This is a genomic window from Acinetobacter sp. YH12058 (genome assembly GCF_013419805.1).
Taxonomy (GTDB): Bacteria; Pseudomonadota; Gammaproteobacteria; order Pseudomonadales; family Moraxellaceae; genus Acinetobacter; species Acinetobacter towneri.
Window position 1 is genome coordinate 223,163 of record NZ_VOZL01000002.1, and the last position, 25,102, is coordinate 248,264.

A 25,102-nucleotide genomic window follows, 5' to 3' on the forward strand; every position below is an offset into this window, starting at 1 on the left:
CCTATTATGGCTTTACTCGGTGTCAATATTGACCATGTGGCAACTTTAAGACAAGCGCGTGGCACGAACTATCCAGACCCTGTGAAGGCCGCATTAGTTTGTGAACAGGCGGGTGCAGAGGGGATTACTTTGCATTTGCGTGAAGACCGTCGTCATATTCAGGATGATGATGTGCGTCGTATGCGTCCGTTGCTAAAAACTCGTATGAATTTGGAAATGGCAGTTACTAAAGAAATGATCGAGTTTGCCAAAGAAATTCGTCCACAGCATGTATGTTTGGTACCTGAGCGCCGTGAAGAAGTAACCACTGAAGGTGGTTTGGATGTAGTAGGCAATTTTGCAGCAGTTAAGGCCGCTACTCAGGAATTAACAGCAATTGGCTGTGATGTGTCACTGTTTATTGATGCAGATCTTGCACAAATTGATGCGGCCGTTGCATGTGGTGCACCGACCATTGAAATTCATACAGGCGCGTATGCCAATGCAGAAAATGAAGCTGCACAGCAAGCCGAATTGACCCGTATTGTTCAGGGCGTAGAATATGCAGCTAGCCGTGGCTTAGTGATTAATGCAGGGCATGGCTTGAACTTGGACAATGTAGGTGCAATTGCCGCTATTCAACACATCCATGAGTTAAATATTGGTCATGCTTTAATTGGTGATGCTGTATTTGTCGGCTTGGAACAGGCTGTTAAACGCATGAAAGCTGCGATTGATGCAGCGCGTTAATCTGCATATTTAAAATTGAAAGATAAAATTTGAAACGTTATGTCCAGCATAAATTATGATGAATTGATGCAGCCTGTGATAGCATTTTTAGGCTGCGAAACACCCAAAGAATGGTTGAACGAAGCATTAAATAATTTAGATATTTTGATGCAAGATCATGCTAACTGTGAGAAAAAAGCAGCAGGCACAGCCATGAATCTGATGTTTCGTTACAGCTTTTTTACCGATTTGCAGGTCAAACTGGCACAGTTGGTACGCGAAGAAATGCTGCATTATGAGCAGGTGCTAGAGTTCATGGCAAAGCGTGGGCAAATGTGGCAGGGTTTAAGTGCAGGGCGTTATGCAGGCGGTTTACGTAAAGAAATCCGTACCTATGAACCTGAAGCACTAATTGATGTTTTGGTGATAGGTGCCTTTGTAGAAGCACGTTCATGCGAGCGGTTTTATGCGCTTGCGCCATTGGTAGATGAAGAATTAGGTAAGTATTACCGTTATTTACTGAAATCAGAATCACGGCATTATGAAGATTATTTGGCACTGGCTTTGGATGTAGCAAAAACAGCAAAACTGAAAAACCCTGAAGAAGATATTCAGGGGCGAATTCAGCATATACGTGAAGTGGAAAAGAATCTTATTTTAAGTCCAGATGATCTGTTCCGTTTTCATAGTGGTGTGCCTGTGCAAGCCGCTTAAAACTTGTAGATGATCTAAGATAGAAAACGGAACTTCGGTTCCGTTTTTTTATCAATCAAGTTATTGCTTAGGTATTTTGATTGTGGATTGTTGCCTAAGTCACTTAGAAATGATCAAGGCTAAGATTAGGAATTACATTAAGCTGAATTGCCCAAAACAGTTACATTCATCTTTTTGAACGATTAAGGCATGAATCGCTGCTTGGTTATTTACAGACCACATCATCCATAAATTTTAGGCAATAAAAAACCCAAGTCGTTATGCTTGGGCTTTTTAGAATTTGGCTCTCCCACCTGGGCTCGAACCAGGGACCTGCGGATTAACAGTCCGTCGCTCTACCGACTGAGCTATGGGAGAATCTGAATGCGATTATAAGCAGATTTAAGCAAGGGTCAAGCATAAATTGTCATGTTTCTTTCATTTTGACTTTATATGCTTTTTATTTGAACAAAAAACAAAATTTTATTAAAAAATCACCCACAAGACTTGCGTTACACAAAATCGGTTGTTAGTCTGAGTAACAGAACAAAGCGTTTAAGTAGCATCTTAAACAGTGTGGATTTAACCCAACTTGCCAGCACTAAAATGGCTAAATCGGAGTAAGCGAATGAATACGCTCAGCATTTCTGACATTTTTTCTCAATTTTCTTATTATCAAGAACATTATCTTTCTATCTTGTCTACGCCTGAACAATACTACACTGCTGTAGAAGGCGCGTTTATTCATGTCTGGCCTTTGGCACCTCAAGATTTGTATTTGGGCGATTTATTGCAGTTGTGGTTTAGTGAAAAATGGCTCATTCAATCGACCTGCCAATTGCTTTCAGACCATCCAGACAACGGCACAAAAAAACCATTGCAGCGTGATCATGATTTGTATTTGTACCAACTGGCGGGCAGCGCGCTTTCGGGGAGTAACCGTTCACGCGTGTGGTCTGTGTCTGAACAAAAACAATTGCGTGTAGAATTAGACTTTACTTTTCGCTATTTATGTGAATATAAAGGAACATCTCAACCTACAGTGTCTAAATCAGAACTGATTACTGCGTTGAAAAACAGTGTTTAATCTATGATGATTGATCATTGCCAGCCAAATAGATTTGCATTGAATCGAGTTAAATGACTCGCACCAAAATAGTGTTATAAACTGCGATAAAAATTTGCGAACAGCTTGAAAAGGATATTCAGCCGTGTGGATTAAAATATGCATTGCCATGCTCGCATTTGCTGCAAATTCTTTGCTGTGTCGTTTGGCATTGGCTGAACAGCAAATTGACCCTATGAGTTTTAGTTTGCTCAGGGTTGGCAGTGGGGCAGTGTGCTTAGGCATATTCTATGCTGTTTTGCAGGTTCAACAACCAATTCAATTCCAATGGAAATCTGCATTAAGCCTTGCTGTATATCTACTCGGTTTTTCGTTGGCATATTTGCATATAGATGCAGGCATTGGTGCATTGATTCTATTTGGCGCAGTGCAAATCACCATGATCAGTTATGCAATTTTGCATGGTGAGCGCATGACTTTGCCGCGCTGGGTCGGGTTAGGCTGTGCTGTATTGGGGATGGGCTTGTTGCTATTGCCTGAAGCCAGTACGCCAACGTTCAAATATGCGCTGATGATGTTACTGGCAGGTATTGCATGGGGTTTTTATAGCATTACTGCAAAGACGATGCAGCATGCTTTAACTAATACTCTGTCTAATTTCATTCTGGCGACTCCGCTTGTTGCTGTATTTTTTCTTTGGTATTTACCCGAAAGTTTTATCACTTGGCAGGGGGTGGTTTTGGCGGTCTTGTCGGGTGCATTGGCTTCGGCTGGAGCGTATGTGTTGTGGTACAGCATTGTGAAAAAAATTGATCACATTACCGCAAGTACTGTGCAACTTTCTGTGCCGTGTTTGGCGATTTTAGGCGGTGTAATTTTTCTAGGCGAACAACTCACCCTGTTGAAGGTCGTGGCAACCTTGATTGTGTTATGTGGTATTTTGATGGTGATTTTAACTAAACCACGTGTATAAAACCGTTTAGATTGCAGCGGGTTTGGTCTTTTATTGAATTTCTTATATCTATCAAGAAATGATCTTGAGGCTTTTTAAAAGTGTTATTTGTGATCTCTCTCCTCAGAAATGAGGAAAAATGATGAGTGAAAAAACGTAATTAAAACAAAAACCCACGATTCAATCGTGGGTTTTGTTCATCTAAACAGGTTTAGATTATTTGGCAGCTTTTTCAGCTTCGATTGAAGCAATCGCTTCATCTACACCTTCAATTGATTCTGCTGCTTTTTTGATACGTGCAAGCGCATCTACAAGCACTTCGTCTGCAGTTGCATAAGAAATACGCATGAAACCGCCTAAACCGAACGCATCACCAGGAACAACGGCAACACCAGTTTCTTCCAATAACCAAGCAGAGAATTCTGTGCAAGATTTTAAGCCTTTCGCACGAATCAATGGTTTGATGTTTGCATACGCATAGAATGCGCCATCTGCAGGTAAGCAAGAAATACCTTTGATGTCATTCAAACCATTTACAACTAAGTCGTGACGGCGTTTGAATGCTTCAACCATTGGCTCAAGTACGTCTTGTGGGCCGTTCAATGCAGCTTCTGCAGCAACTTGCGAAATAGAAGTTGGGTTAGAAGTCGATTGAGATTGAATTTTCTTCATCGCACCAATTAGTTTAGCAGGGCCCGCTGCATAGCCAATACGCCAGCCAGTCATTGCATAAGCTTTAGACACACCGTTTAATACGATTGTGCGGTCATAAAGGTCTGGTGCAACTGTCGCGATGTTATAGAACTCATCATCCCAACGGATTGGTTCATACATATCGTCAGATGCAATGAATACTTCAGGGTATTTACGTAGTACAGCAGCCAAAGCTTCTAATTCAGCTTTGGTGTAGATCATACCTGTAGGGTTAGATGGGCTGTTTAACACCACTAAACGTGTTTTGTCAGTGATCGCAGCTTCTAATTGTTCAGGCGTGATTTTGAAACGTTGTTCTTCACCACATTCCACAATGACTGGCACGCCTTCAGCAATAATCACCATATCTGGATAGCTTACCCAGAACGGTGCAGGGATAATCACTTCATCACCCTTGTTTAACAAAGCCAACGCCAAGTTAAAGAATGATTGCTTACCACCACAAGACACCAAAATTTGGTTCGCTTGGTAGTCAAGATTATTGTCACGTTTTAATTTTGCGATAATGGCTTTTTTAAGACCAGGCGTACCGTCAACAGCAGTATATTTTGTAAAACCGTTATTAATTGCTGCAATAGCTGCATCTTTGATGTGTTGTGGTGTATCGAAATCCGGTTCACCTGCACCCAAACCAATAACGTTATGACCCGCAGCTTTAAGTTCAGCGGCTTTATTGGTTACTGCAAGTGTTGGGGACGGTTTGATGGCATTGACACGATCAGAGAGACGTACGTCCACGGCATATTCCTTCTTATAGGGATAAAAAAATAAAAAGCATATTATCTTAGCCTAAATTCGATGTCTGCGTCGTTTAAAATTGCATCAAATTAATAAAAAATCACCAAATTAGACCAATTTCCTATGAAATCGTGATTAAAACTGCTGTGAGGTGGAAGTTTCTCGCATCGGGCGGCAAAAAACTTTAAAATAGTCCAAATTTTATAAGAGTGATGGTCATGAGTAAGCAGCAGCCTACTTCAAAAAAACCATTGGTGAATCTCCCATTCCCAATGCCAAACACAGCGCAGGATAATGATCAGGCGGTACATAATTCGGTGCGTCCTAAACCTGAGCAATATGCGGATAAGACTTGGCCACCGCCACGTGGTACTCGTCGTTCGATGGGTAAGCGCTAAAAAAATGCCACAATTACGTGGCATTTTTTATTGATGGGGATTTAAAAGTATTGAAATTAACGAACATGCTTACGCGCTTTGTTGGCAGGTTTTGGCGGCGAGATTTCACGTACGCCATGCCATACATCGCTAAAATCTTGCTCGTTGATATTATACAATTCCAATAAAGCCAAAATCGCTGCACCAAATAGCATTGGGCCTTCTGAATTATTTTGGAACTCGAATACCTTACCATTTAAGTTGTGCAAAATATCCTGAATTTCAAAGACCCGATCACGCCCATTGCTGTCAGTTGGGTACATTTGTGTATTCAATATGATTTTAGCCAAGGCTTTTTCATTATCGCTCAATGCCAAGACTTCAATTAATTCATCGGTGGCAGGGGTAAAAATCACAGAATCACGGTAAATGGTGTGTAGTAATTTTTGCGTTAGTTTAGGCAATGCTTTTTCGACAAAAGGACGAAACGACGCAGGAAAAATCACATTATGGGCAATGCCTTTAAACATAGGGGCAATTTCTTCAACCGTATAACCTGCAATACCACAACCAATTGAAGTTAAAAAATACTTCATTTTAGGATGGTTTTTGGCATAGATTTTAAAGTCATCCACATAGTGCTGAATTTGCGATAGTGGCATTTGTTGTAAATGTTCATTCATGGTTGGAATGGCAAAACTTTGTCCTGCCCAACCGCGCCCGACGCCTTCAACGGCACCAAAAAATTCTTTGGCTGTTCGTGCTGCACCACCTGCATGTTGTCCTGCCATGTTACTGCCAAATACGAAAACAGTATCTTCAGGGAGGCTTTTGATAATTGATTCGTCGTGATATTGGTAAGTCATGAATGTGTGCTTTTATGGTTGTCGTCCTGAAATTTCATGTTGCCTTTGAATAGCCAGTGGGTCAAGTCTTAAAGCAGTTTCCCCGTGCTCAATTTAGTCGTAGCACATCTTCGTTCTAACAGCGTCCACTACAGAATTAAAACCGAGCAATGGCTTTGTAGCTACGCAACATCGCCACAACATATTCGGATGTCCTGAGTGTAGGTAAATCTGCTAAAATATTAGGTCGCATCAAACCTGAGAGCTGCATTTGTGAGTGATAAGCAACCTTTCGATTTAGTCACCAACTATCAACCTGCGGGTGACCAACCACAAGCCATTGAAAAATTGGTTCAAGGGATAGAACAGGGCTATCATGATCAGCTATTACTTGGGGTTACAGGCTCAGGTAAGACTTATACCATGGCCAATGTGATTGCCAGAACACAGCGTCCGACCATTGTCATGGCACATAACAAAACGCTGGCAGCGCAGTTGTATGGTGAGTTTAAAGCGTTCTTTCCGAACAACGCAGTCGAATATTTTGTCAGTTATTATGACTATTATCAGCCTGAAGCCTATGTACCATCTTCCGATACTTTTATTGAAAAAGATGCGGCTATTAATGATCATATTGACCAAATGCGACTCTCGGCCACACGTGCTTTGCTAGAGCGTCGTGATGCCATTATTGTCGCATCGGTATCTGCAATTTACGGTTTGGGTGACCCCAATGCTTATATGAGCATGTTGCTGCATGTGGTGCAAGGTGATCGGGTGAATCGTGATGATTTGATCCGTCGTTTGGTGGAAATGCAATATAGCCGTAATGAGCTAGAGTTTTTGCGCGGTACTTACCGTATTCGTGGTGAAATTTTAGATATTTTCCCTGCTGAATCTGATCAGCATGCTATTCGCATAGAATTATTTGATGATGAAGTCGATTCGATTCGTTGGTTTGATCCATTAACAGGCAAATTGGTGCGTAAAGTGCCGCGCGTGACTATTTATCCTAAAAGTCACTATGTTACGCCTAAGGATAATTTGGAACGTGCGATTGGTACCATTAAAGAAGAACTAAAAGAGCGTTTGGTGTTTTTTCGCGAACATGACAAATTGCTAGAAGCGCAGCGCATAGAACAACGTACCCGCTATGATTTAGAAATGATGCAGCAATTGGGCTATACCAACGGCATCGAAAACTATTCACGACATTTGTCTGGACGACCTGCAGGCGAAGCACCGCCCACTTTGTTTGATTATGTACCTGATGATGCCTTGCTGATTATTGATGAATCGCACGTGACCGTTCCGCAAATTGGCGCGATGTATAAAGGTGACCGATCACGTAAAGAAAACTTGGTGAATTATGGTTTCCGTTTACCTAGTGCGTTAGACAACCGTCCAATGAAATTTGAAGAATGGGAGCGCATCGTCCCATCCACAATTTATGTGAGCGCTACACCTGCACAATATGAGTTGGAAAAATCGCAACAAATTGTAGAGCAAGTGGTGCGTCCAACAGGATTGATTGACCCAGAAATTGAAATTCGTCCTGTGTTAACGCAGGTGGATGATGTGCTGTCTGAAATCAATTTGCGTAAAGAATTGAATGAGCGGGTGTTGGTCACCACTTTAACCAAACGCATGGCTGAAGATTTGACCTCGTATTTAAAAGAATACGGCATTCAAGTGGCTTATTTACACTCTGATATTGATACCGTAGAACGCGTCAAAATTATTCACGAATTACGTACAGGCGTGCATGATGTCTTGGTTGGCATTAACCTGTTACGAGAAGGTTTAGACATGCCTGAAGTGTCTTTAGTGGCAATTTTAGATGCCGACAAAGAAGGCTTTTTACGTTCAGAACGTTCGTTGATTCAAACCATTGGACGTGCAGCACGTAACTTGAAAGGTAAAGCAATTTTATATGCAGATCGCATTACCGATTCAATGCAAAAGGCGATAGATGAAACAGAGCGTCGTCGTGCCAAACAAATTGAATTTAATGAATTGCACGGCATTACTCCACGTAGTGCAGTGCGTCAGGTGATTAAAGAAATCGACACAGGTGAAGTGCTGAACGATGAGCAAATTGATGAAAAAATCAATGCACAAAGCCGTGCTTTAAGTGACGATGAACAGCACATTTTGGCTGATCCTAAACTGTATGCCAAACATATTGCCAAACTTGAAAAAGAGATGTTGAAAGCATCTAAAGAACTGCAATTTGAACAAGCGGCTCGTTTACGTGATGAAATTTTGCGTTTAAAAGCGCAAATGTTGCAATCTGGCTAAATTGGGGCGAATTGCACTGTCAGTGTAAGTGCGAGTTTGCATACTAAACTTGCTATGTAAAATTTGAGTTGCAAAAATTACATATCCATACAGTAAATTGAAATGCTTGCGGTTATTTTTGAAGAAGATAAACAAAATTGACTGAACATTAGAGTTTAGAGGTTGGGACAATGGCTAAAAAACTTCCGTTTGCAGGTGCGCGACTTGCCAAAATTGCCCTTGGTGGTGTGGTGCTGATTGGTTTGGGTGCTGCGACTATGGCATATTCCAAAACCAATGAACCGATGAAAACGGTAGAAAAAGTCGAATTAGATAAATATTTAGGCGTTTGGTATGAGGTTGCAAGAAAGCCTTTATATTTCCAAAACAAATGCGGTTCAAATGTAACAGCAGCATATACATTGAATGAAAATGGCAATGTGCAGGTGGATAACCGTTGTATTGCAAAAGATGGCAAACAAATGCGTGCTTTGGGCGAAGCTTTTGTACAAAATGCGCCTTTTAACAGCAAACTCAAAGTTAGCTTTTTACCTGAAGTCATTCGTTGGTTGCCTGTAGGGCGTGGTGATTATTGGGTGTTAAAGCTAGATGATGACTATCAAACTGCCTTGGTGGGTGAACCACGCCGTAAATATTTATGGGTACTTTCACGTACGCCGCATCCTGATCAGGCTGTCGTGACTGAATATCTGAACTATGCCAAATCACTCGGTTATGACTTAAGTGATGTGATTTATACCAGACATACGCAAACTAAAAAGTCAGACTAAGTTGCAGCAGCTCCAGAGCTACTTATAGATATAAGCAGACAAACGTATGCAGACCAATTGACCACGCAAAAGCTGCGTGGTTTTTTATATCCTGTCATTTTAAATTTTGAACATTCGATCAATCTCTAAAACAACGTATATATGAGTATAATGCCGACTGATATAGGGGAGAGTCGGATGTATAAAGGCATTGCACTATCGGTTTTAGCATCGGTCACTTTTGGGGTGCTGTATTTTTATACCCAATTACTCAAACCTTTAGACAGCGAAGAAACTTTTGCGTGGCGTATGTTGGCAACTTTGCCACTCCTAACTTTGTTTATGTGGTGGTCGGGAGATTTAAAACATATTTCCGCGATTTTTCAGCGGCTCAAACAACAACCACAATTCATACTTTGGCTGATTTTTAGTTCTTTTTTATGCACTACGCAATTGTGGTTATTTTTGTGGGGGCCGATTAACGGGCGTGGTTTGCAGGTTTCTTTGGGTTATTTCTTATTGCCTTTGATCATGGTTTTGCTTGGCTGTGTGCTATATAAAGAAAAGTTATCGACTTGGCAGATGGCAGCAGTTGCCTTAGCCGTGCTAGGTGTCAGTCATGAAATCTGGCGCATTGGCACGGTGGCGTGGGAAACCTTATATGTGGCATTTGCCTATCCTTTATATTTCTTTTTACGTCGGGTCTTTCAAACCGATCACTTGGGCGGGTTTTGGTGGGATTTACTGCTAGTTATTCCTGTCGCGGTATATTTAGGCTTTTATTATAGTGACAGTGTAAATGTCATCGCAGCTTTTCCATATTTAATTTGGTCGGTACTTGGATTGGGCTTTTTAAGTGCATTGGGACTTGGCAGTTATATTTTGGCCAGCCGCCATTTGCCTTTTGTGATTTTTGGTTTACTGAGTTATTTAGAACCTGTGCTGTTGGCTTTTGTGTCTATGTTGTTAGGTGAACGAGTTGAAGCAGGGGAGTGGCTGACTTATATCCCAATTTGGTTGGCAGTTGCATTATTGGTGGTTGAAGGGTGTTTGCATTTAAGAAAACAAAAAATGAATCAGCAAGATTTACAGCAGAAGATTCAACAGTCATCTGGACAATAAAAGCCGTCGCTGTGGTGAGATATTCAAATTTCCAAGAGGATAATCGAGTTTGGCATCATCCTCTTTTTCTTCTAAAAAATTGAACTTTTGTTGAAAAAACTAAAATCACAAAAATAATTACAACTATTTTATGAATTTATAGTGAATATATAGGAAAATAGTCGGGTCAGTACCAGCTTTTGATTCAATCTTGACGACAATTCCATTACAATTATCGGGTTTTGAAATTCATGCCTAGATATACAATTAATTAGAGGACGTATCTGTGAGCAAAGAGACTATCATCGCCCTACACGCAGAGCACCAAGGTCGCTGGAAAAACCGTGAAGAAATCGCGGAACGTATGATTGCTTTACTCGGTCAGTTGTACCGTGAAAAAAATATCATGGTTTCAGTTTTTGGTCGTTCTTTAGTTAACCGTTCTGTGATTCAAATTTTGAAAGCACACCGTCGTACTCGTATGATGGACGTAGAACTTTCAGTTGTTCACACTTTCCCATTGCTTGAAGCTTTGGCAAAAGTAGACAACATCGGTTCAGCAGAAATCGACTTAGGTAAACTTGCTGTTGAATATAAAGAAAAAGGCGGCGATGTAAATGCATTTGTTGCAGACGCTGTGAAATCTTTAGCGGGCAATCCAACAACTGTAGAAAGCAAAGATGTTGTACTTTACGGTTTTGGTCGTATTGGTCGTATCCTTGCGCGTTTAATCATTGGTCAATCTGGTCTTGGCCGTGGCTTAAACCTTAAAGCAATTGTGGTACGTAAATCATCTGATGGTGATTTAGAAAAACGTGCGTCTTTATTGCGTCGCGACTCTATTCATGGTCCATTTGCAGGCACGATTTCTGTAGATGAAGAAAATGAAGCAATTATCGCAAATGGTAACTTCATTAAAGTGATCTATGCATCTAACCCATCTGAAGTAGACTATACGGCTTATGGCATCAACAATGCATTAGTGATTGACAACACGGGTAAATGGCGTGATGCAGAAGGTCTTGCACAACACCTTCAATGCCCAGGCGCTGCACGCGTAATTTTAACTGCACCTGGTAAAGGTGACATGAAAAACGTGGTTTACGGTGTTAACCAAGCTGACATTCTTGATGAAGATACCATCATTTCTGCGGCAAGCTGTACAACAAACGCGATTACACCAACTTTAAAAGTGTTGCATGACAAGTACACCGTTGTGAATGGTCACGTTGAAACTGTTCACTCATTCACTAACGACCAAAACTTGATTGATAACTATCACAAGGCAGATCGTCGTGGTCGTGCAGCAACATTAAACATGGTTATTACCGAAACAGGTGCAGCAAAAGCAGTGGCGAAAGCATTGCCTGCATTACAAGGTAAATTAACAGGTAACTCTGTACGTGTTCCAACGCCAAACGTATCACTTGCAATCTTGAACTTAACGCTTGAGAAAGAAGTAGATCGCGAAGAAGTGAACGAATACATTCGTCAAATTTCAATTCACTCTAATCTTCAAGGTCAAATTGGTTATACCAACTCGACTGAAGTGGTTTCAAGTGACTTCATTGGTTCGCGTACTGCAGGTGTATTTGATGCGCAAGCAACCATTACTTCAGGCAACCGTTTAACTGCTTACGTTTGGTATGACAACGAAGTGGGTTATAGCTGCCAAGTATTGCGTATTGCTGAACAAATGGGCGGCGTAAGCTATCCTAAAGTTCCTGCTGAAACAAATGCATAATTTGTAGATACAGAATTTAAAATCAAAAAGAGCTTCAAATGAAGCTCTTTTTTTTGCATTTATTTCATTCTTAAATATAAGGATGAGTGTTGAAATTTCCACCTAATACGCTATCCTAAACTTACCAAAATAAAGTCTATGCTAAAAAGTAAGTAGATTTGATTTTGCTTTCAAGCTTTCAAAGCCTGAACAATAGAAATAACAGAAGGATACCGTTATGCAATATGCAACCAGTCACTTACTCGGGCAAGTCCTTGCTAAAGATTGTCCATCACGGATTCGTTTAGAACATTTAGCCAATAAATGGTCAATGTTGGTGTTGCATTGTTTAAGCGAAGGTTTGCACCGCTTTAGTGAGCTAAGACAGCGCATTGAAGGGGTGAGTGAAAAAATGCTGGCGCAAACCCTGAAAACTCTTGAGCAAGATGGGTTAATTTTACGTACAGTTTACCCAACGGTGCCGCCTAAAGTGGAATATCAACTCACTTTTGAAGGCTCACAAATTGCAGCAAGAGTGAATCAACTGATTGAGTATTTAGAACAGCATTTGCCTGAAACTTCACAGCAATCTTCTCACTAATGGATTACTCATCTTTTAGGGAAGTTGCTGTAGATGTTCCTACTCCAAAGCACATTCTGGATGATTAAATAGTGCGTCGATGTGAAAAATCATAACGATCAATCAGCAAAATCCCGATGGCAAATACCAAAATACTGACAACACAACCCATCCAGCCCCGGTGTTGCCATGCGTAGACCGCCGTCAGTGAACCAAGTGCTGCACCTGAAAAATAAATAGTCATATATACCGCATTAATGCGGGAACGTGCGGTGGCATCAATTCGGTACACCAAGTTTTGATTCAATACGTGAAAAGCAGTTAGACCAAAATAACTCATCAATACGCCAACGGCATAAGCCACAATATTCTGCTGTGCAAAAAAGAGTGGAATGCAAGAAAACAACATCAAGCCAATACATAATATTGCGACAAAATTCTCACGACCTTTGCCGACCGTTTTACCCGACCAACTTGACGAGAAAATTCCAATCACACCCAATAAACCAAAAAGCCCAATTTGAAAATCACTAAAATAATAAGGCGGATTGGCTAAAACAAAAGTCATGGAAGTAAAAACCAAGGACAAAATGGCAAAGCCCAAAGCGCCCGCGCACGCTCTACGAATTAAATGTGGTTGGGTTATAGCCAACTGAATTAAAGAACGATAAATGCCTGCCACAGTCAAATTTTTATTGGCAGCTGTAGAGGAAAGTTTTGTCCACATTAAGCCTGCAAAAAGTAGGGTGATGATGCCGCTGCTGAAATAGACAGCTTCCCAAGACCAATAGGTCGATACAAAACCCGCGAAAGTGCGCGATAAAATAATCCCCATTACCAAGCCACTCATCAATTTGCCGACAATGGCAGCACTCGATTCAGGTGGACTGATGCTAGATGCAAATGGAATAAGCACTTGTGCAGAAATCGCACCAAAAGTGGCACATACGGTAAAGAAATACAGCATGGCTAAATTGCTGCTAAAAGACAGCAAAATTTGCGAAAACGCAGCAAAAACCATCAGACTGACAATCAATTTACGCTTATTTAGCAAGTCACCTAAAGGCACGAGTAACATTAAACCTAGTCCATAGCCTATTTGTGCCAAAACCACAGCAAAGCCTGCCTGACTGGTGCTAATTCCTAAACTTTTTTCAATTGAATAAATTAAAGGCTGATTAAAATATGCCGATCCCGCACACAAGCCACAGGCGGTTGCTATGAGTAAAATAAATTTAGGCGATAAAGCAGGCGTGGTTGTGGTGGCAACAGCATTAGACATGGCGACAGAAAGCAAACAAGGGTTAAAGCACTATAAGAACTTAGATGAGGAAGGAGAAATAAGAAAAAACGATCATATCATTGCTAAAAGAAATGAGTGTTTTGAACAATCAAGGATAAAAAGCATCTACGCATACGATTGCATAAATATAATTCGAGAAATTCTCTAAAATATGGCAGAATATACGGCTTTTAAAGTTTTAGAGGATTGGCAAGATGCGCTTTGTTGATGAAGCAGTCATTACCGTAGAGGCTGGCGACGGTGGCAATGGCGTAGCCAGTTTTCGCCGAGAGAAATTTGTACCATTTGGTGGGCCAGATGGCGGTGATGGTGGTCGTGGCGGCAGTATTTTTATTCAAGCCGACGACAACGCAAGCACCCTTGTAGATTATCGTTATACCCGTAAATTTCGCGCTGAACGTGGTAAAAACGGTTCGGGCGCAAACTGTGCAGGTCGTGGTGGTGAATCTGTCGTTTTGACCGTTCCAGTGGGCACAACCATTGTTGATACAGACTCTGGCGATATTATTGCAGATTTAGTCGAAAGCGGTCAGAAAGTATTGGTCGCTCAAGGCGGTGATGGTGGTTTAGGGAATACTCACTTTAAATCATCTACCAACCGTACACCGCGTAAATTCACGCATGGTACGAAAGGTGAGTTTCGTGAAATCCGTCTGGAGTTGAAAGTCCTTGCCGATGTAGGCTTGCTAGGCATGCCAAACGCGGGTAAATCGACCTTTATTCGTGCCGTGTCTGCGGCAAAACCAAAAGTTGCTGACTATCCATTTACCACCATGGTGCCAAATTTAGGCGTGGTGGATGCAGATCGTCATCGTTCTTTTGTCATGGCAGATATTCCAGGACTAATTGAAGGTGCAGCAGAAGGCGCAGGTTTGGGGATTCGCTTCCTGAAACACTTGGCGCGTACTCGTATTTTACTGCACATTGTGGATGTTCAACCTATTGATGGTTCTGATCCTGCGTACAATGCCAAAGCAATTCTGCAAGAGTTGGAAAAATTCTCTCCAACTTTGGCAAAGTTACCAATCGTGTTGGTGTTGAATAAACTTGATCAACTTCCTGAAGATTCACGTGAAGAATGGTGTAAACACATTCTTGAAGAATTGCAGTGGGATGGTCCTGTGTTCAAAACTTCAGGCTTAATGTCTGAAGGTACACAGCAAGTGGTGTATTACTTGATGGATCAAATTGAGCAACAACGTGAACGCGAAGTTGAAGATCCTGAGTACGCAGCAGAAATGAAAGCATTCCGTGATCAGCTGGAAGCTGAAACACGTGAACAAACCATTGCCGCGAAAGAAGCGTATCGTGAGATGCGCCGTCAGCAACGTCTTGCAGGTATGCTGGGCGATGATGACGAAGACGATGATGGTGAAGATGGCGAAGTAGAAGTGTACTACGTACGCTAAGCGCTACAAAAAGTGACTGAGGACAAGATGATAGAAGTGGTAGATGGGCAACGTCAGCTCAAGGGTTGTAAACGAATCGTTGTTAAAATCGGATCATCTTTACTCACAGCCAATGGGCAAGGTTTAGATTTGGATGCAATCTCGCATTGGGCGGGACAAATTGCAGATCTACACAATGCTGGACACGAAATTATTTTAGTGTCATCGGGAGCTGTGGCTGAAGGTATGGTGCGAATGAAACTTGAGCATCGACCCACCGATCTACCCAGTCTTCAGGCATGCGCTGCCATTGGTCAAATGGGCTTGATTCAAACTTGGTCAAGTGTGCTGGAAAAACACCAGATTCAAACTGCACAAGTCCTATTAACCCATGATGATTTGGCAGATCGTCGTCGTTATTTAAACTCGTGCGATGCATTGCAAAACCTGATTGAATGGCGCGTGATACCAGTCATTAATGAAAATGACACAGTGTCTACTGACGAAATTCGCTTTGGTGATAACGACACTTTGGCTGCGATGGTGGCAGGGCAGGTACATGCAGATTTGTTGATTATTTTGACCGATCAGCAAGGCATGTTTGACTCCGACCCACGTTCTAATCCAAACGCAAAACTGTTCCATACTGTACGTGCTTTGGATGAAAGTCTGTTTGATATGGCGGGTGGTGGCGGCAAGTTTGGGCGCGGTGGCATGCTGACCAAAGTCCGTGCAGCGCGTTTGGCGGCTAAATCGGGTTGTCCAACTTTAATTGCCAGTGGTGAAAGTGACAATGTGCTTGCGCGTTTAATGGCGGGCGAAATGTTGGGTACACTGTTCATTACTGACAATGACCGTATTGCAGCGCATCAACAGTGGTTGGCGGCACATTTACAAACGGCAGGACGTTTGGTGATTGATGATGGCGCAGTCAAAGCCATTAAAGAAAATCATCGCAGTTTATTGCCTGTGGGTGTAAAAGCGGTAGAAGGGCATTTTGAACGTGGCGATGTGGTGGAGTGTGTAGATACACAAGGTCATCGTGTCGCTGTGGGACGTGTTAATTTTAGTTCACGTTCTGCAGATTTGGTCAAAGGCTTGGCTTCTGACAAAGTGCATCAGGTGTTAGGCGAGGCACGTTCGTTGGAGATGATCCATCGCAATCACATGGCAATATACTAGCAAAAACTCACCATAACCAAACACAACGCTAAGGCTTGATTCTGTAAGGGATTGAGCCTTTTTGTTGTGTAGTGCAAAAACCTACAATATACTAACAAGAGGTTAAAGTGGGAGGTTAAAATGGAGGTTAAAAATAATCCATTGCCACAATATGAAGAAATCCATTGCCATTGTTTGATGAAAACCTTTAAAAAATGGCTTCATTTTCCTAAAAACCTCACCCGAAAAATCAATTGCCATAAATTTAAAGACACTCTAACTATATGAATTATCGAGGTAAAAATTATGCTATCTAAACTTCAAATTGATGCCATAAAACCAACCTCCAAGCTGCAAAAAATCCACGATAGCGAGATGCTTTATCTATTTGTATCCCCTACAGGTCGCAAAACTTGGAAAGTGCTATATACGCTCGATGGAAAGAAAAACACCATCACACTTGGCGAATATCCAAAGGTGCTGAATGCTAAAGATGCACGTTTAAGACGTGATGAGATAAAAAAACAAGTATCGGAGGGCATTAACCCGACTGAGCAAAAACGACAAGAAAAGATTAAAGATTTATCAGAGATGAGTTTTGCCGACTTGATAAGGCTTTACATGGAAAAGGTCACACCACACAAAAGAGGTGGGCGTGTGGAAACTGTCATTTTAAATGGCTATATAAAATCATTTCCCCGATTGATGAAAAAACCAGTAAACCAACTAGGGCAGCTAGATATGATTCAATTTAGGGATGAACGGCTAAAAAAGGTCAAGAGTGCAACAGTCGCTAGAGATTTAGGCTTATTGAGTGCTGTATTCAAGTATGCACGACAAGAACTAAGAATTATGACCAACTCCCCACTGGACGACATAGCCAAGCCGAAGCAGTCACCTAGTAGAAATAGACGTATCTCTCAGGATGAAATAGACCAAATTTTGCAGGCATTCAAATATGATGGGCGTTCTCAACCAGTCACTAAAAAACAGCAGACCGCTTGGGCATTTCTCTTTGCAATTGAAACGGCGATGCGAGCAGGCGAGATAACAGGCTTAAAGTGGGCAGACGTTTACGACAAGCACGTTGAACTTGAACTCACAAAGAACGGTACAGCTAGAAAAGTCCCTCTATCTAAGCGAGCTATTGAGCTTTTAAGTTATATGCGAGGTATAGATGAAACTGATGTATGTACCGTTAAAAGCAAGGTCGGGGATGGTGAAGTGGGTAGAGGTGCATTGTCAGCATATTTTAACCAAGTGGTGAAAGGTAAATTAGGAATTAAAGACTTAACTTTCCACGACACCCGACATGAAGCTATTTCACGGATGGTTAAAAATTCAAAACTCCCAGTAGAGGTACTGGCAAAAATCACAGGTCATAAAACCATTGGTATTCTAATTAATACCTATTACAACCCCGACATTGAAGAACTAGCCGACCACCTACACAAAGAGGATGACCCCGACATTATTTTATTTAAAAAGACAGTGTAAGCGACAAGCTAGGACGTTCAATGATTGGCAGTAACTTGTCATTTCGCTTATATTCAGATTGCTAGGTATAGGAGGCATCCGACAAGCAAGCACCCAACTTGTTTACCTAGCTACTTTTGGGGGATGCTGTGGGAGGCATGAATTGAAACGCATAAGCGATAAAAAAAAGATACCTGAATTTTTTAATAATAAGAGATATGACGAACATTATAAAAAATTTAGTGTTGTGGGGCTAACTCACGAAATCCGAGATAGGCAAAATACCTCATATCACATTAATTCCATATTTAAGGATGATTACATCACTCCAGTTACAGAGGATGACCGTAAGAATAAGAAATTTATAACAATAAAACGCTTTAAAATTATTGAAGGCAAGCGCGTTGAATATACTCCATCACCAAGAACTAGGGAGCAAATCATTGAGGATGATAAAAAGTCATATCTACGGTGGATTGAGGGGCGAGCGGAGTCAGATTTCTTAGACCACCCCCAACTTGGTAGAGTACCAAACATGAAAAGGCCGCTTGATATACTTCCGCGCCTTCTATTCGATACTAGGCCATATATACGTCCAATTAAAATTATAAGTGATGATATAGAGGCGCGTTTAGAATACGCGCATAGACGCAATATAGATGAGTATGATGAATACCCAGCAATTAGTATTAATCTTGATTTTTCGGATGATGCAATCCTTGCAGATATAAAAAAGCATTTAAAAAAATTGAGAAATCAACTAAAGCAGAGGCCAAAACTCCTACCTCCTAAAGAGTTTATAAGAAAGTTTAAAAACTTTAGAACACTACAGGTCATTGATATTCTTCTTTGGCAGAGGCTAACAGACCATCACATTGAGTACGATACACTGGCAGAGTTTTTATTCCCTCATGGTCAATACACTGGAAAACAATTGCGAGAAACAATCATACCTTTTGCAAAAAAACTCTTAAATTCAAGAAGTAATGAGAGTGCATATCTATTCTATTTATCAGATCAAAGTAGTGAAAAGTAATCTGCATTCGATGTCATAACTCTAATAATTATTAAAAAACATACTTCACCCAAGCAATAACGCTTTACAACTTGCAAGGGTGCAATATGTCAGCACATGAAAAATACGCTCGTATTAAGCAATTAGCGAGCGCACCATCTACCCCCGAAAAAATCTACACCATCAAGACAGGCGAAAATGCAGGCATGAAGCGCAAAGTCAATGCCAAGCCTGAGCGCATCGGACTGTTACCAGTGACCGAAAAAACAATATGGACTTGGGTGCGTGAGGGGAAATTTCCGAAGCCTCTAAAACTCTCAAGCAACGTCACTGTATGGCGCATGTCAGAGGTCGAGGCGTGGATTGAAGAACAAGCCGACATTGCAACGATGGAGGCTTAATCAATGAATAACACTCAACTAAAACAAGTCCTAGCACACCTTAAACAAGGCAAAACCCTTTCCCAAGCTGAGGCTATCGACCTTTTCAACTGCTATCGACTGAGCGCAATTATTCAGCGTTTACGAAATGCAGGTTATGACATTGTGACCCATAACGAGCGCAATAAGTCAGGCATTGGCAGACATGCACGTTATGAGCTTGTTAAGGAGGTGGCAGCATGAGCGAAATTATAGATTTTAAATCTGCAAGCGTGGTGGATGACCTCCCCTTTACAGATGACGAATTGCGGTTAGCGAATATCTATGATGTTGCAGTCGGCTTAATTGTTGATATTGAGGAGGGCAAAAACTTCTCAATGGCAGAAATCAAAACACAAATGATTGAAGTCCTAGAAATCATACAAGAGGAGTTGTGAGCATGAACGATTTATATACCTACGTCCTTGCTTCATTCTCCCCAACAGATCAAGCCGACATTGAGGCAGATTTAATCGTAAATGATGAGCCTATGAAATTCTTACAGGTCACTGGCATGGATGGCGACATTGCAGACATTATCGAGGCAAGAAAGCAGCTTTTGAATGATGGAAGTGCAAAGGATGTTTTGATTCTACATTTAGGCAGCCTTGCCACCTTGAATGATGCAATTTTGAAAGAGGTAGCAGCATGAAAGAATTATTTTTTGAAATGTTTAAAGGACTACTTCTAGGCATGTGCTTTGTTTTGTTTTGCTTTGTTATTGCAAGTCTAAGCCGTTCCGCTTATGCTTTAGACCTCTCAAATAGTCTTAGCGATTCCTCACATCGTAAAAGTGATTTTTTTGTGCCTAAGTTTTGCAAAGCCTCTCAAGCTGTGCAGAAAACAAGCGCAAGCGTTTCAGCTACGCCAACAAGGCTGCAATCCATCTATGATGGGATGACATCACAAAATAAGTCAGCAATGGCGAATATGTGGGGCGAGTCTAAGACCTCGAGAGTGAATCCCATCACCAGTTTTATATTGGTGAAACTTCTCAAAACTCAAACTGTCTTAGGAGGCAATTCTCATGCCTAATCAAATCAATTCTACAAATACACCTAAAAAATACGATGCAGGCGACATGCACGACATTCAATCGTTGGCTGCGTATGACATGAACTGGATGCAAAGCGCACTAAACCGAGTCCGCCGTGACTTCATCAAGTTAAGTGCAGACTTACAGCAGCAAGGCATACATTCATGCCATTTCGATGAACTAAAAACCGCACTGGAGATGTATAGCTACCTAGCAGAGGAACGTCATAGCTTCCATGTAGAAATGTCAGAACAATATGAAAAAGAGTGGCAGAACACCAAAGGGGGTGCGGAATGAATGCAAAACCCAACCTATTCACCCCAAGCATGAAAGAAGCAGAGCGCATGTTAGACATGCTGGATGCTGGCGGTGAATTTACCTTTCAAACCTTTGCTGATGCAGACAAAAATAAAAACCTTGCTCATATCTATCACGGCTCACTAGAGGCTCATTTTGACACCTTAGCGCGGCTGAATGGTCAAGGTGCAGGCGTATTCGTTACGGTCAATCAAACCGACCTACAAGGGCGTACAAGCGACAATGTGACGCGTGCGCGTGCGCTATGGGTGGATTTTGACACAGTAGACCATGCGCGATTAGATCGGCTGATGAATATGGATGGCATTCCACCCAACTTGATTATTGAGAGTTCCGCAGGCAAGCATCATGCTTACTGGATTATTGCCGAAAATGACGAGATTCCACTTAATCAATTTACTGAACTACAAAAGCGATTAATTCATCACTTTGCTGATGATGGTGCAGATAAAGCTATTCACGATTTACCGCGAGTTATGCGGCTAACTGGCTTCTATCACCGCAAGGGGGAGGCATTTATGACGCAAGTGGTACATTCTGATGAATGGCGAGATGCTGCGGACTTAATTGCATGGATTGAATCGCTACCCATGCCAAAGGTGGCAAAACCAAAGGCACAGGCAGAAAAACCACAAGCAAGACAAACACAACAAACACAACAAGCACATTATAACCTAGATTTTAAACAGGCTAAATTATTAGCGCGTGGTCGTTGGGAGGAGATTCTAAGTCGCATTGGCTACCCATTTACAGCAACAGCACCGCATGAGCATGTTACATGCCCTATGTGTGGTGGTGTAGATCGGTTTAGATTCGACAATGAAAACGGCGATGGCTCTTTTATATGCTCACAGGGTACAGGCGAAGCGATTGCTGGCGATGGATTCACACTACTGGAGCATGGTGGGAAATCAGCAGCAGAGGCATTGCAGGCAGTCAATCATGCACTATCTGCAATGGGCTTGATTAGTGAGTATGACAACAGCAAAACAGATCGTGAATGGGGAGAACCACAACCTTTACACATTACGAGCCAATATGTTGAGGGTGAATATCCTATTCATGCTTTCCCCGATGTTATTGCAAAAGCCATTAAGAAATCCGCTCATTTTCACAATGTACCGTTAGCAGTAGCGGCACAAACATATTTAGGTGAGCAAGCATATATAGCGCAAAGACACATCAAAGCACCCAGCGACAAGTCAGAAAAAGGGCAGCCATGCAGCCTATTCATGCTTACTATTTTTCCATCGGGAGAGGGTAAAGACGTTTGCAAGAGTGATGCTTCAAAAATCAGCGAGAAAATCGAATCTGAAAATATGAATCGGTTTTATGCAGATTACAAAAGCTGGAGTAAAAAGAAGTCAGATGAACGTGGGGACGCTCCAGTGAACCCCATGTCGAGATTCAAGAAAACCACGACACAAGCCATTATCAGAATGATGGCAGACGGAGCTGGCAACAGTTATATATGGGCAACTGGCGAGGGTGGCTATCTCTTTAGTGGCTACTCATTAAAAAGCGACACTGTAGGCGAATCAATTAGCGTTTTAAATGACCTAGTTGATACTGGCAAGGGAAATGCACTTTTAAGAAATGCGGAAGATAGCCATTTTTTTGAGAATAAATATTTTTCCCTAGATATTGCTGTACAGGATGTTGTTGCAAGACCCGCCCTAACCAACTCTCTACTACGTGAGCAAGGTTTTTTGGCTAGAGTTTTATTTGCAGCACCTACGCCACTCCAGCACCGTCAAGTGACATTGGAGCAGCAGAGCATCAAACCATACGATGATGAGGATTTAAAAGCATACTGGAAGTTCTGCGAGAAGATGCTGACCACTCCGTATTTTGGCAATAAACTTTTTGTTGGTGACGATGGCAGAGTGATAATTACAAAATGCCAAGATGCTGAGAGGTTACACATTCAGTATCAGAACCATATCGGTCAAGAAGTTGGCAAGGGTGGAAAGTATGAATTTATCAGAGCTTATGCTTTACGCACTAATCAGTATGTTTTGAGAGTAGCTGCAATTTTAGCGTATTGCTCGGAGGTTGATTATATTGACGCTCGCATCATGCAAAACGCTATAGACCTTTGCAAATACTCTTTAGATGAGTGGCTGCGCTACTACGGCAAGGCGGAAAAGTCAGACAGCGAACTGATGCTGGAGTGGTTGAAAAAGCAAGATTCATCAAAGATATTGAAATCAGCTATTTCTACTACTGTTTATCCAAAGCACCTACGCAGTAAAAACAACCGCGATGCTGCGCTCAGTCACTTAATTGATGCTGAGTATATCCATATCGAGCAAATCGGGAAAAGGGAATATGTGGTTTTAAACCCTCTTTTCTCAAAACTAGGCTAAAAAGGCTAAAATGCCTGAAACCCTTATACAGTAACACTTTCACTCTAGCCAACCCAAAGGCTAAGAAAGGCTAAAAAGGCTAAAATGATGCTAACAGATATTGAATCCTAGCCTTTTTAGCCAACTTTAGCCAAGCCATAGGCAAAGGTAAAAGCTATACGTGTCAAGGCTTACAGCGACTTTAGCCAAAATAGCCCGATTCTCAGACTAAGAAAATAGCAACAACAGATATTAGAGATTTTGAACAATGCCAAACGTGAACAAAGCAATCGTGATGGGTGTGTTAGGTCGTGACCCTGAAACTAAGAATTTTCCCAACGGCGGTAGCGTTACCAATTTTAGCGTGGCGACTACTGAACACTGGAAAGACAAGTCCACTGGCGAGCGCAAAGAGGCTACAGAATGGCACAGAATCAGCACCAACAACCGATTGGCAGAGATTGCTAGTAAGTACCTCAAGAAAGGCAGCAAGGTTTATATTGAGGGCAGCTTGAGAACAAGGAAGTGGAAAGACCAAAGCGGTGCAGATCGGGAAGTCACAGAGATAAAGGCGGATGTTCTGCAATTGCTGTGATGCTAGATAACTTGGCACGGATAGCTCCCTAAATATGGGGAGCTTTTTTATTGGCTGAATGGTCAAGATAACCATGCAGACTATCCATTATGGTTTACCTCTATTTTGAGAGAAACCCATCCCATCAAAACCTAGACCTTGATTGCCAACCTAAATCATTAGTGAAATCTCTTATTGAAAAACACTGTAAAATGACTGAAACACAGAGTACATAAGGCATTGAGCCTGATTTAATACCTATCAATTAAAGCGAGGTTATCAATGGAAAAAACACACGGTCAAATTGAAGATTGTTTGAACTTGGACAGCCGAGTCATGGCTCGATATAAGGTATTTGATGGTGGAGGAAGTAACTCATGGGCATGGCGAAAAGGCGACTCTCAAGAAGTATTTTCATCTATAACATATCACTACGATAACGGCGGTTTAGAATTAAGCTACACATGCAACGAGCAGCAGCACCGCTATTTAGTGGATGTTGTCACCACACCATGCAACTACGGTGGAAAGCGATATTGGTTTAATTGCCCAAAGTGTTCTAAGCGAGTTGCAAAGCTATACCTACGCAATTCAATGTTTTTCTGTAGAACTTGCCACAAACTGAACTACAGCACACAGCAGAGTTGCAAACTAGAAAGCACCCGAGTCGGCATGTATAAAATCAGGAATAAACTCAACTGGCAGTATGACACCGCATTTATGAAGTCGTGGCATAAGTTGAAGCCTAAAGGGATGCACCATTCAACCTATAACAGATTGGTACAGAGGCATGACGAGCTAGAACGAAAGTCAGAGCAATATTGCATTGCAAACTTTCATGCCTTTATGAATAGACATGGTTTAAAACCATCATGGGATTAAACAGGACTTGCACAGTAGTCCAAGCCTTATCATTTATTAACAGCATGACAGCGCAATTTTGCATTTCGCAACAACTACGCGCGCGCACGCGAGGGAGCGAGTTAAATTGTGGTTTTGACCTTTAAAATCCCAATAGAGTTACAGTGTGATTATTCAGGCGGTTTACTGCTGCAAATAGCCTGAACATTGGACTACCCCCCAGTGGTCAAGATGACCATACCTGAGCCACTAAATAGAGGAGCAGCTTTAAATACTCTATTCCGCTTCAATAAAATGGTGGGAGCGAAAAAAATAATTTATTGCTCAAAAATAGGGGGTACAGAACTCACTCAGAGGTTAAATGAGGGGTTAAATATTTTTACCACGTAAAATAATATAATTAAAACAGTATCTTATGAGTTTTATATATCGCTATCACATAGCGATTTATTGATGATGCTGTAAGTTATCATTCAATTGAAGTTATTAAAAAACCCGCTTGGAATATCTAAGCGGGTTTTTTATTACTTAACCCGAATTACGGATAAGAAAAGCCCTTGAAAAAAAGGTAGTTAGAGCCATTTAGAAAGTTACGACACAACCCAAAGGCTCTAACTACCATGTACGATTTTACAGAAATTTTTTGTATTGTTGAT

The 25,102-nt window shown here is 41.5% G+C and carries 25 protein-coding genes, 1 tRNA gene and 1 pseudogene; 23 read left to right on the plus strand and 4 right to left on the minus strand.

Going from position 1 to position 25,102, the window contains the following annotated elements; translation table 11 throughout:
* Positions 1-3: 3 nt before the first annotated feature.
* Positions 4-729, plus strand: a complete 726-nt coding sequence (gene pdxJ / locus FTU09_RS02500) for a pyridoxine 5'-phosphate synthase (RefSeq protein WP_167846448.1) — start codon at positions 4-6, stop codon at positions 727-729.
* A 39-nt stretch (positions 730-768) separates the two neighbouring features.
* Complete coding sequence (locus tag FTU09_RS02505) at positions 769-1,422, plus strand: tRNA-(ms[2]io[6]A)-hydroxylase (RefSeq protein WP_004971715.1); 654 nt, start codon at positions 769-771, stop codon at positions 1,420-1,422.
* A 281-nt stretch (positions 1,423-1,703) separates the two neighbouring features.
* Here FTU09_RS02505 and FTU09_RS02510 read toward each other — a convergent pair.
* A tRNA-Asn gene (locus FTU09_RS02510) sits at positions 1,704-1,779 on the minus strand.
* Between the two features lie 250 nt (positions 1,780-2,029).
* Here FTU09_RS02510 and FTU09_RS02515 point away from each other — a divergent pair.
* Entirely contained in the window at positions 2,030-2,488 is a 459-nt protein-coding gene (locus tag FTU09_RS02515) for a hypothetical protein (RefSeq protein ID WP_179990066.1), read from the plus strand.
* 124 nt (positions 2,489-2,612) lie between these two features.
* Positions 2,613-3,440, plus strand: a complete 828-nt coding sequence (locus FTU09_RS02520) for a DMT family transporter (RefSeq protein ID WP_180051606.1) — start codon at positions 2,613-2,615, stop codon at positions 3,438-3,440.
* A gap of 195 nt (positions 3,441-3,635) precedes the next feature.
* Here FTU09_RS02520 and FTU09_RS02525 read toward each other — a convergent pair whose 3' ends face one another.
* The gene (locus FTU09_RS02525) at positions 3,636-4,871 is read right to left on the minus strand and encodes a pyridoxal phosphate-dependent aminotransferase (protein WP_004971708.1); all 1,236 of its coding nucleotides are present in this window, start codon (positions 4,869-4,871) and stop codon (positions 3,636-3,638) included.
* Between the two features lie 218 nt (positions 4,872-5,089).
* On the opposite strand from FTU09_RS02525, the gene FTU09_RS02530 reads away from it, so the two are divergent.
* Entirely contained in the window at positions 5,090-5,269 is a 180-nt protein-coding gene (locus FTU09_RS02530) for a hypothetical protein (protein ID WP_004971707.1), read from the plus strand.
* A gap of 56 nt (positions 5,270-5,325) precedes the next feature.
* Here FTU09_RS02530 and FTU09_RS02535 read toward each other — a convergent pair whose 3' ends face one another.
* Positions 5,326-6,114: a hypothetical protein gene (locus tag FTU09_RS02535; RefSeq protein WP_004971705.1), complete on the minus strand. Its 789-nt coding sequence runs from the start codon at positions 6,112-6,114 to the stop codon at positions 5,326-5,328.
* 252 nt (positions 6,115-6,366) lie between these two features.
* Between FTU09_RS02535 and uvrB the strand changes: the two genes are divergently transcribed.
* The 5 genes from uvrB to FTU09_RS02560 all read left to right on the plus strand — a co-directional run bounded on the left by uvrB (position 6,367) and on the right by FTU09_RS02560 (position 12,568).
* Positions 6,367-8,394, plus strand: coding sequence for an excinuclease ABC subunit UvrB (gene uvrB, locus FTU09_RS02540; RefSeq protein WP_104851763.1), 2,028 nt, complete (start codon positions 6,367-6,369; stop codon positions 8,392-8,394).
* 170 nt (positions 8,395-8,564) lie between these two features.
* A complete protein-coding gene (locus FTU09_RS02545; RefSeq protein WP_004971700.1) occupies positions 8,565-9,164 on the plus strand; it encodes a lipocalin family protein in 600 nt (199 codons plus the stop codon).
* A gap of 177 nt (positions 9,165-9,341) precedes the next feature.
* Positions 9,342-10,265, plus strand: coding sequence for an EamA family transporter RarD (rarD, locus tag FTU09_RS02550; protein ID WP_180079482.1), 924 nt, complete (start codon positions 9,342-9,344; stop codon positions 10,263-10,265).
* Positions 10,266-10,530: 265 nt separating this feature from the next.
* Positions 10,531-11,988, plus strand: coding sequence for a glyceraldehyde-3-phosphate dehydrogenase (locus FTU09_RS02555; RefSeq protein WP_004971695.1), 1,458 nt, complete (start codon positions 10,531-10,533; stop codon positions 11,986-11,988).
* Between the two features lie 217 nt (positions 11,989-12,205).
* Positions 12,206-12,568 carry a helix-turn-helix domain-containing protein gene (locus tag FTU09_RS02560; protein WP_004971692.1) on the plus strand — a complete coding sequence of 121 codons (363 nt, stop codon included), beginning with the start codon at positions 12,206-12,208 and terminating at the stop codon, positions 12,566-12,568.
* Positions 12,569-12,632: 64 nt separating this feature from the next.
* On the opposite strand, the gene FTU09_RS02565 is transcribed toward FTU09_RS02560, so the two are convergent.
* Positions 12,633-13,829 (minus strand): MFS transporter, encoded by a 1,197-nt coding sequence (locus tag FTU09_RS02565; RefSeq protein WP_180079483.1) that lies wholly within the window; start codon positions 13,827-13,829, stop codon positions 12,633-12,635.
* Positions 13,830-14,044: 215 nt separating this feature from the next.
* Between FTU09_RS02565 and cgtA the strand changes: the two genes are divergently transcribed.
* The 13 genes and pseudogenes from cgtA (at position 14,045) to FTU09_RS02630 (ending at position 24,467) form a co-directional block, all read left to right on the plus strand.
* Positions 14,045-15,259: an Obg family GTPase CgtA gene (gene cgtA / locus FTU09_RS02570; protein WP_004971687.1), complete on the plus strand. Its 1,215-nt coding sequence runs from the start codon at positions 14,045-14,047 to the stop codon at positions 15,257-15,259.
* 27 nt (positions 15,260-15,286) lie between these two features.
* Positions 15,287-16,420, plus strand: coding sequence for a glutamate 5-kinase (gene proB / locus FTU09_RS02575; RefSeq protein WP_096901091.1), 1,134 nt, complete (start codon positions 15,287-15,289; stop codon positions 16,418-16,420).
* A 285-nt stretch (positions 16,421-16,705) separates the two neighbouring features.
* A complete protein-coding gene (locus FTU09_RS02580) occupies positions 16,706-17,896 on the plus strand; it encodes a site-specific integrase (RefSeq protein ID WP_180079484.1) in 1,191 nt (396 codons plus the stop codon).
* A gap of 142 nt (positions 17,897-18,038) precedes the next feature.
* Positions 18,039-18,911, plus strand: coding sequence for a DUF6387 family protein (locus tag FTU09_RS02585; protein ID WP_180079485.1), 873 nt, complete (start codon positions 18,039-18,041; stop codon positions 18,909-18,911).
* 86 nt (positions 18,912-18,997) lie between these two features.
* Positions 18,998-19,291, plus strand: a complete 294-nt coding sequence (locus FTU09_RS02590) for an AlpA family transcriptional regulator (protein WP_168399834.1) — start codon at positions 18,998-19,000, stop codon at positions 19,289-19,291.
* Between the two features lie 3 nt (positions 19,292-19,294).
* Complete coding sequence (locus FTU09_RS02595) at positions 19,295-19,513, plus strand: helix-turn-helix domain-containing protein (protein WP_070155545.1); 219 nt, start codon at positions 19,295-19,297, stop codon at positions 19,511-19,513.
* Positions 19,510-19,707 (plus strand): hypothetical protein, encoded by a 198-nt coding sequence (locus FTU09_RS02600; protein WP_180079486.1) that lies wholly within the window; start codon positions 19,510-19,512, stop codon positions 19,705-19,707. Before FTU09_RS02595 ends, FTU09_RS02600 begins: the two co-directional genes overlap by 4 nt.
* A 2-nt stretch (positions 19,708-19,709) precedes the next feature.
* Positions 19,710-19,961 carry a hypothetical protein gene (locus tag FTU09_RS02605; RefSeq protein ID WP_151835365.1) on the plus strand — a complete coding sequence of 84 codons (252 nt, stop codon included), beginning with the start codon at positions 19,710-19,712 and terminating at the stop codon, positions 19,959-19,961.
* Entirely contained in the window at positions 19,958-20,344 is a 387-nt protein-coding gene (locus tag FTU09_RS02610; RefSeq protein ID WP_257226845.1) for a hypothetical protein, read from the plus strand. Before FTU09_RS02605 ends, FTU09_RS02610 begins: the two co-directional genes overlap by 4 nt.
* A complete protein-coding gene (locus FTU09_RS02615; RefSeq protein WP_180079487.1) occupies positions 20,337-20,642 on the plus strand; it encodes a hypothetical protein in 306 nt (101 codons plus the stop codon). Before FTU09_RS02610 ends, FTU09_RS02615 begins: the two co-directional genes overlap by 8 nt.
* The gene (locus FTU09_RS02620; RefSeq protein ID WP_180079488.1) at positions 20,639-23,032 is read left to right on the plus strand and encodes a DUF3987 domain-containing protein; all 2,394 of its coding nucleotides are present in this window, start codon (positions 20,639-20,641) and stop codon (positions 23,030-23,032) included. The genes FTU09_RS02615 and FTU09_RS02620 overlap by 4 nt, the downstream gene beginning before the upstream one ends.
* A gap of 247 nt (positions 23,033-23,279) precedes the next feature.
* Positions 23,280-23,603: pseudogene (gene ssb, locus FTU09_RS02625) on the plus strand (single-stranded DNA-binding protein); the annotation flags it as partial.
* A gap of 264 nt (positions 23,604-23,867) precedes the next feature.
* On the plus strand, positions 23,868-24,467 hold the full coding sequence (locus FTU09_RS02630; RefSeq protein WP_180079489.1) for a hypothetical protein: 600 nt from the start codon (positions 23,868-23,870) through the stop codon (positions 24,465-24,467).
* The last annotated feature ends 635 nt before the right edge of the window (positions 24,468-25,102 follow it).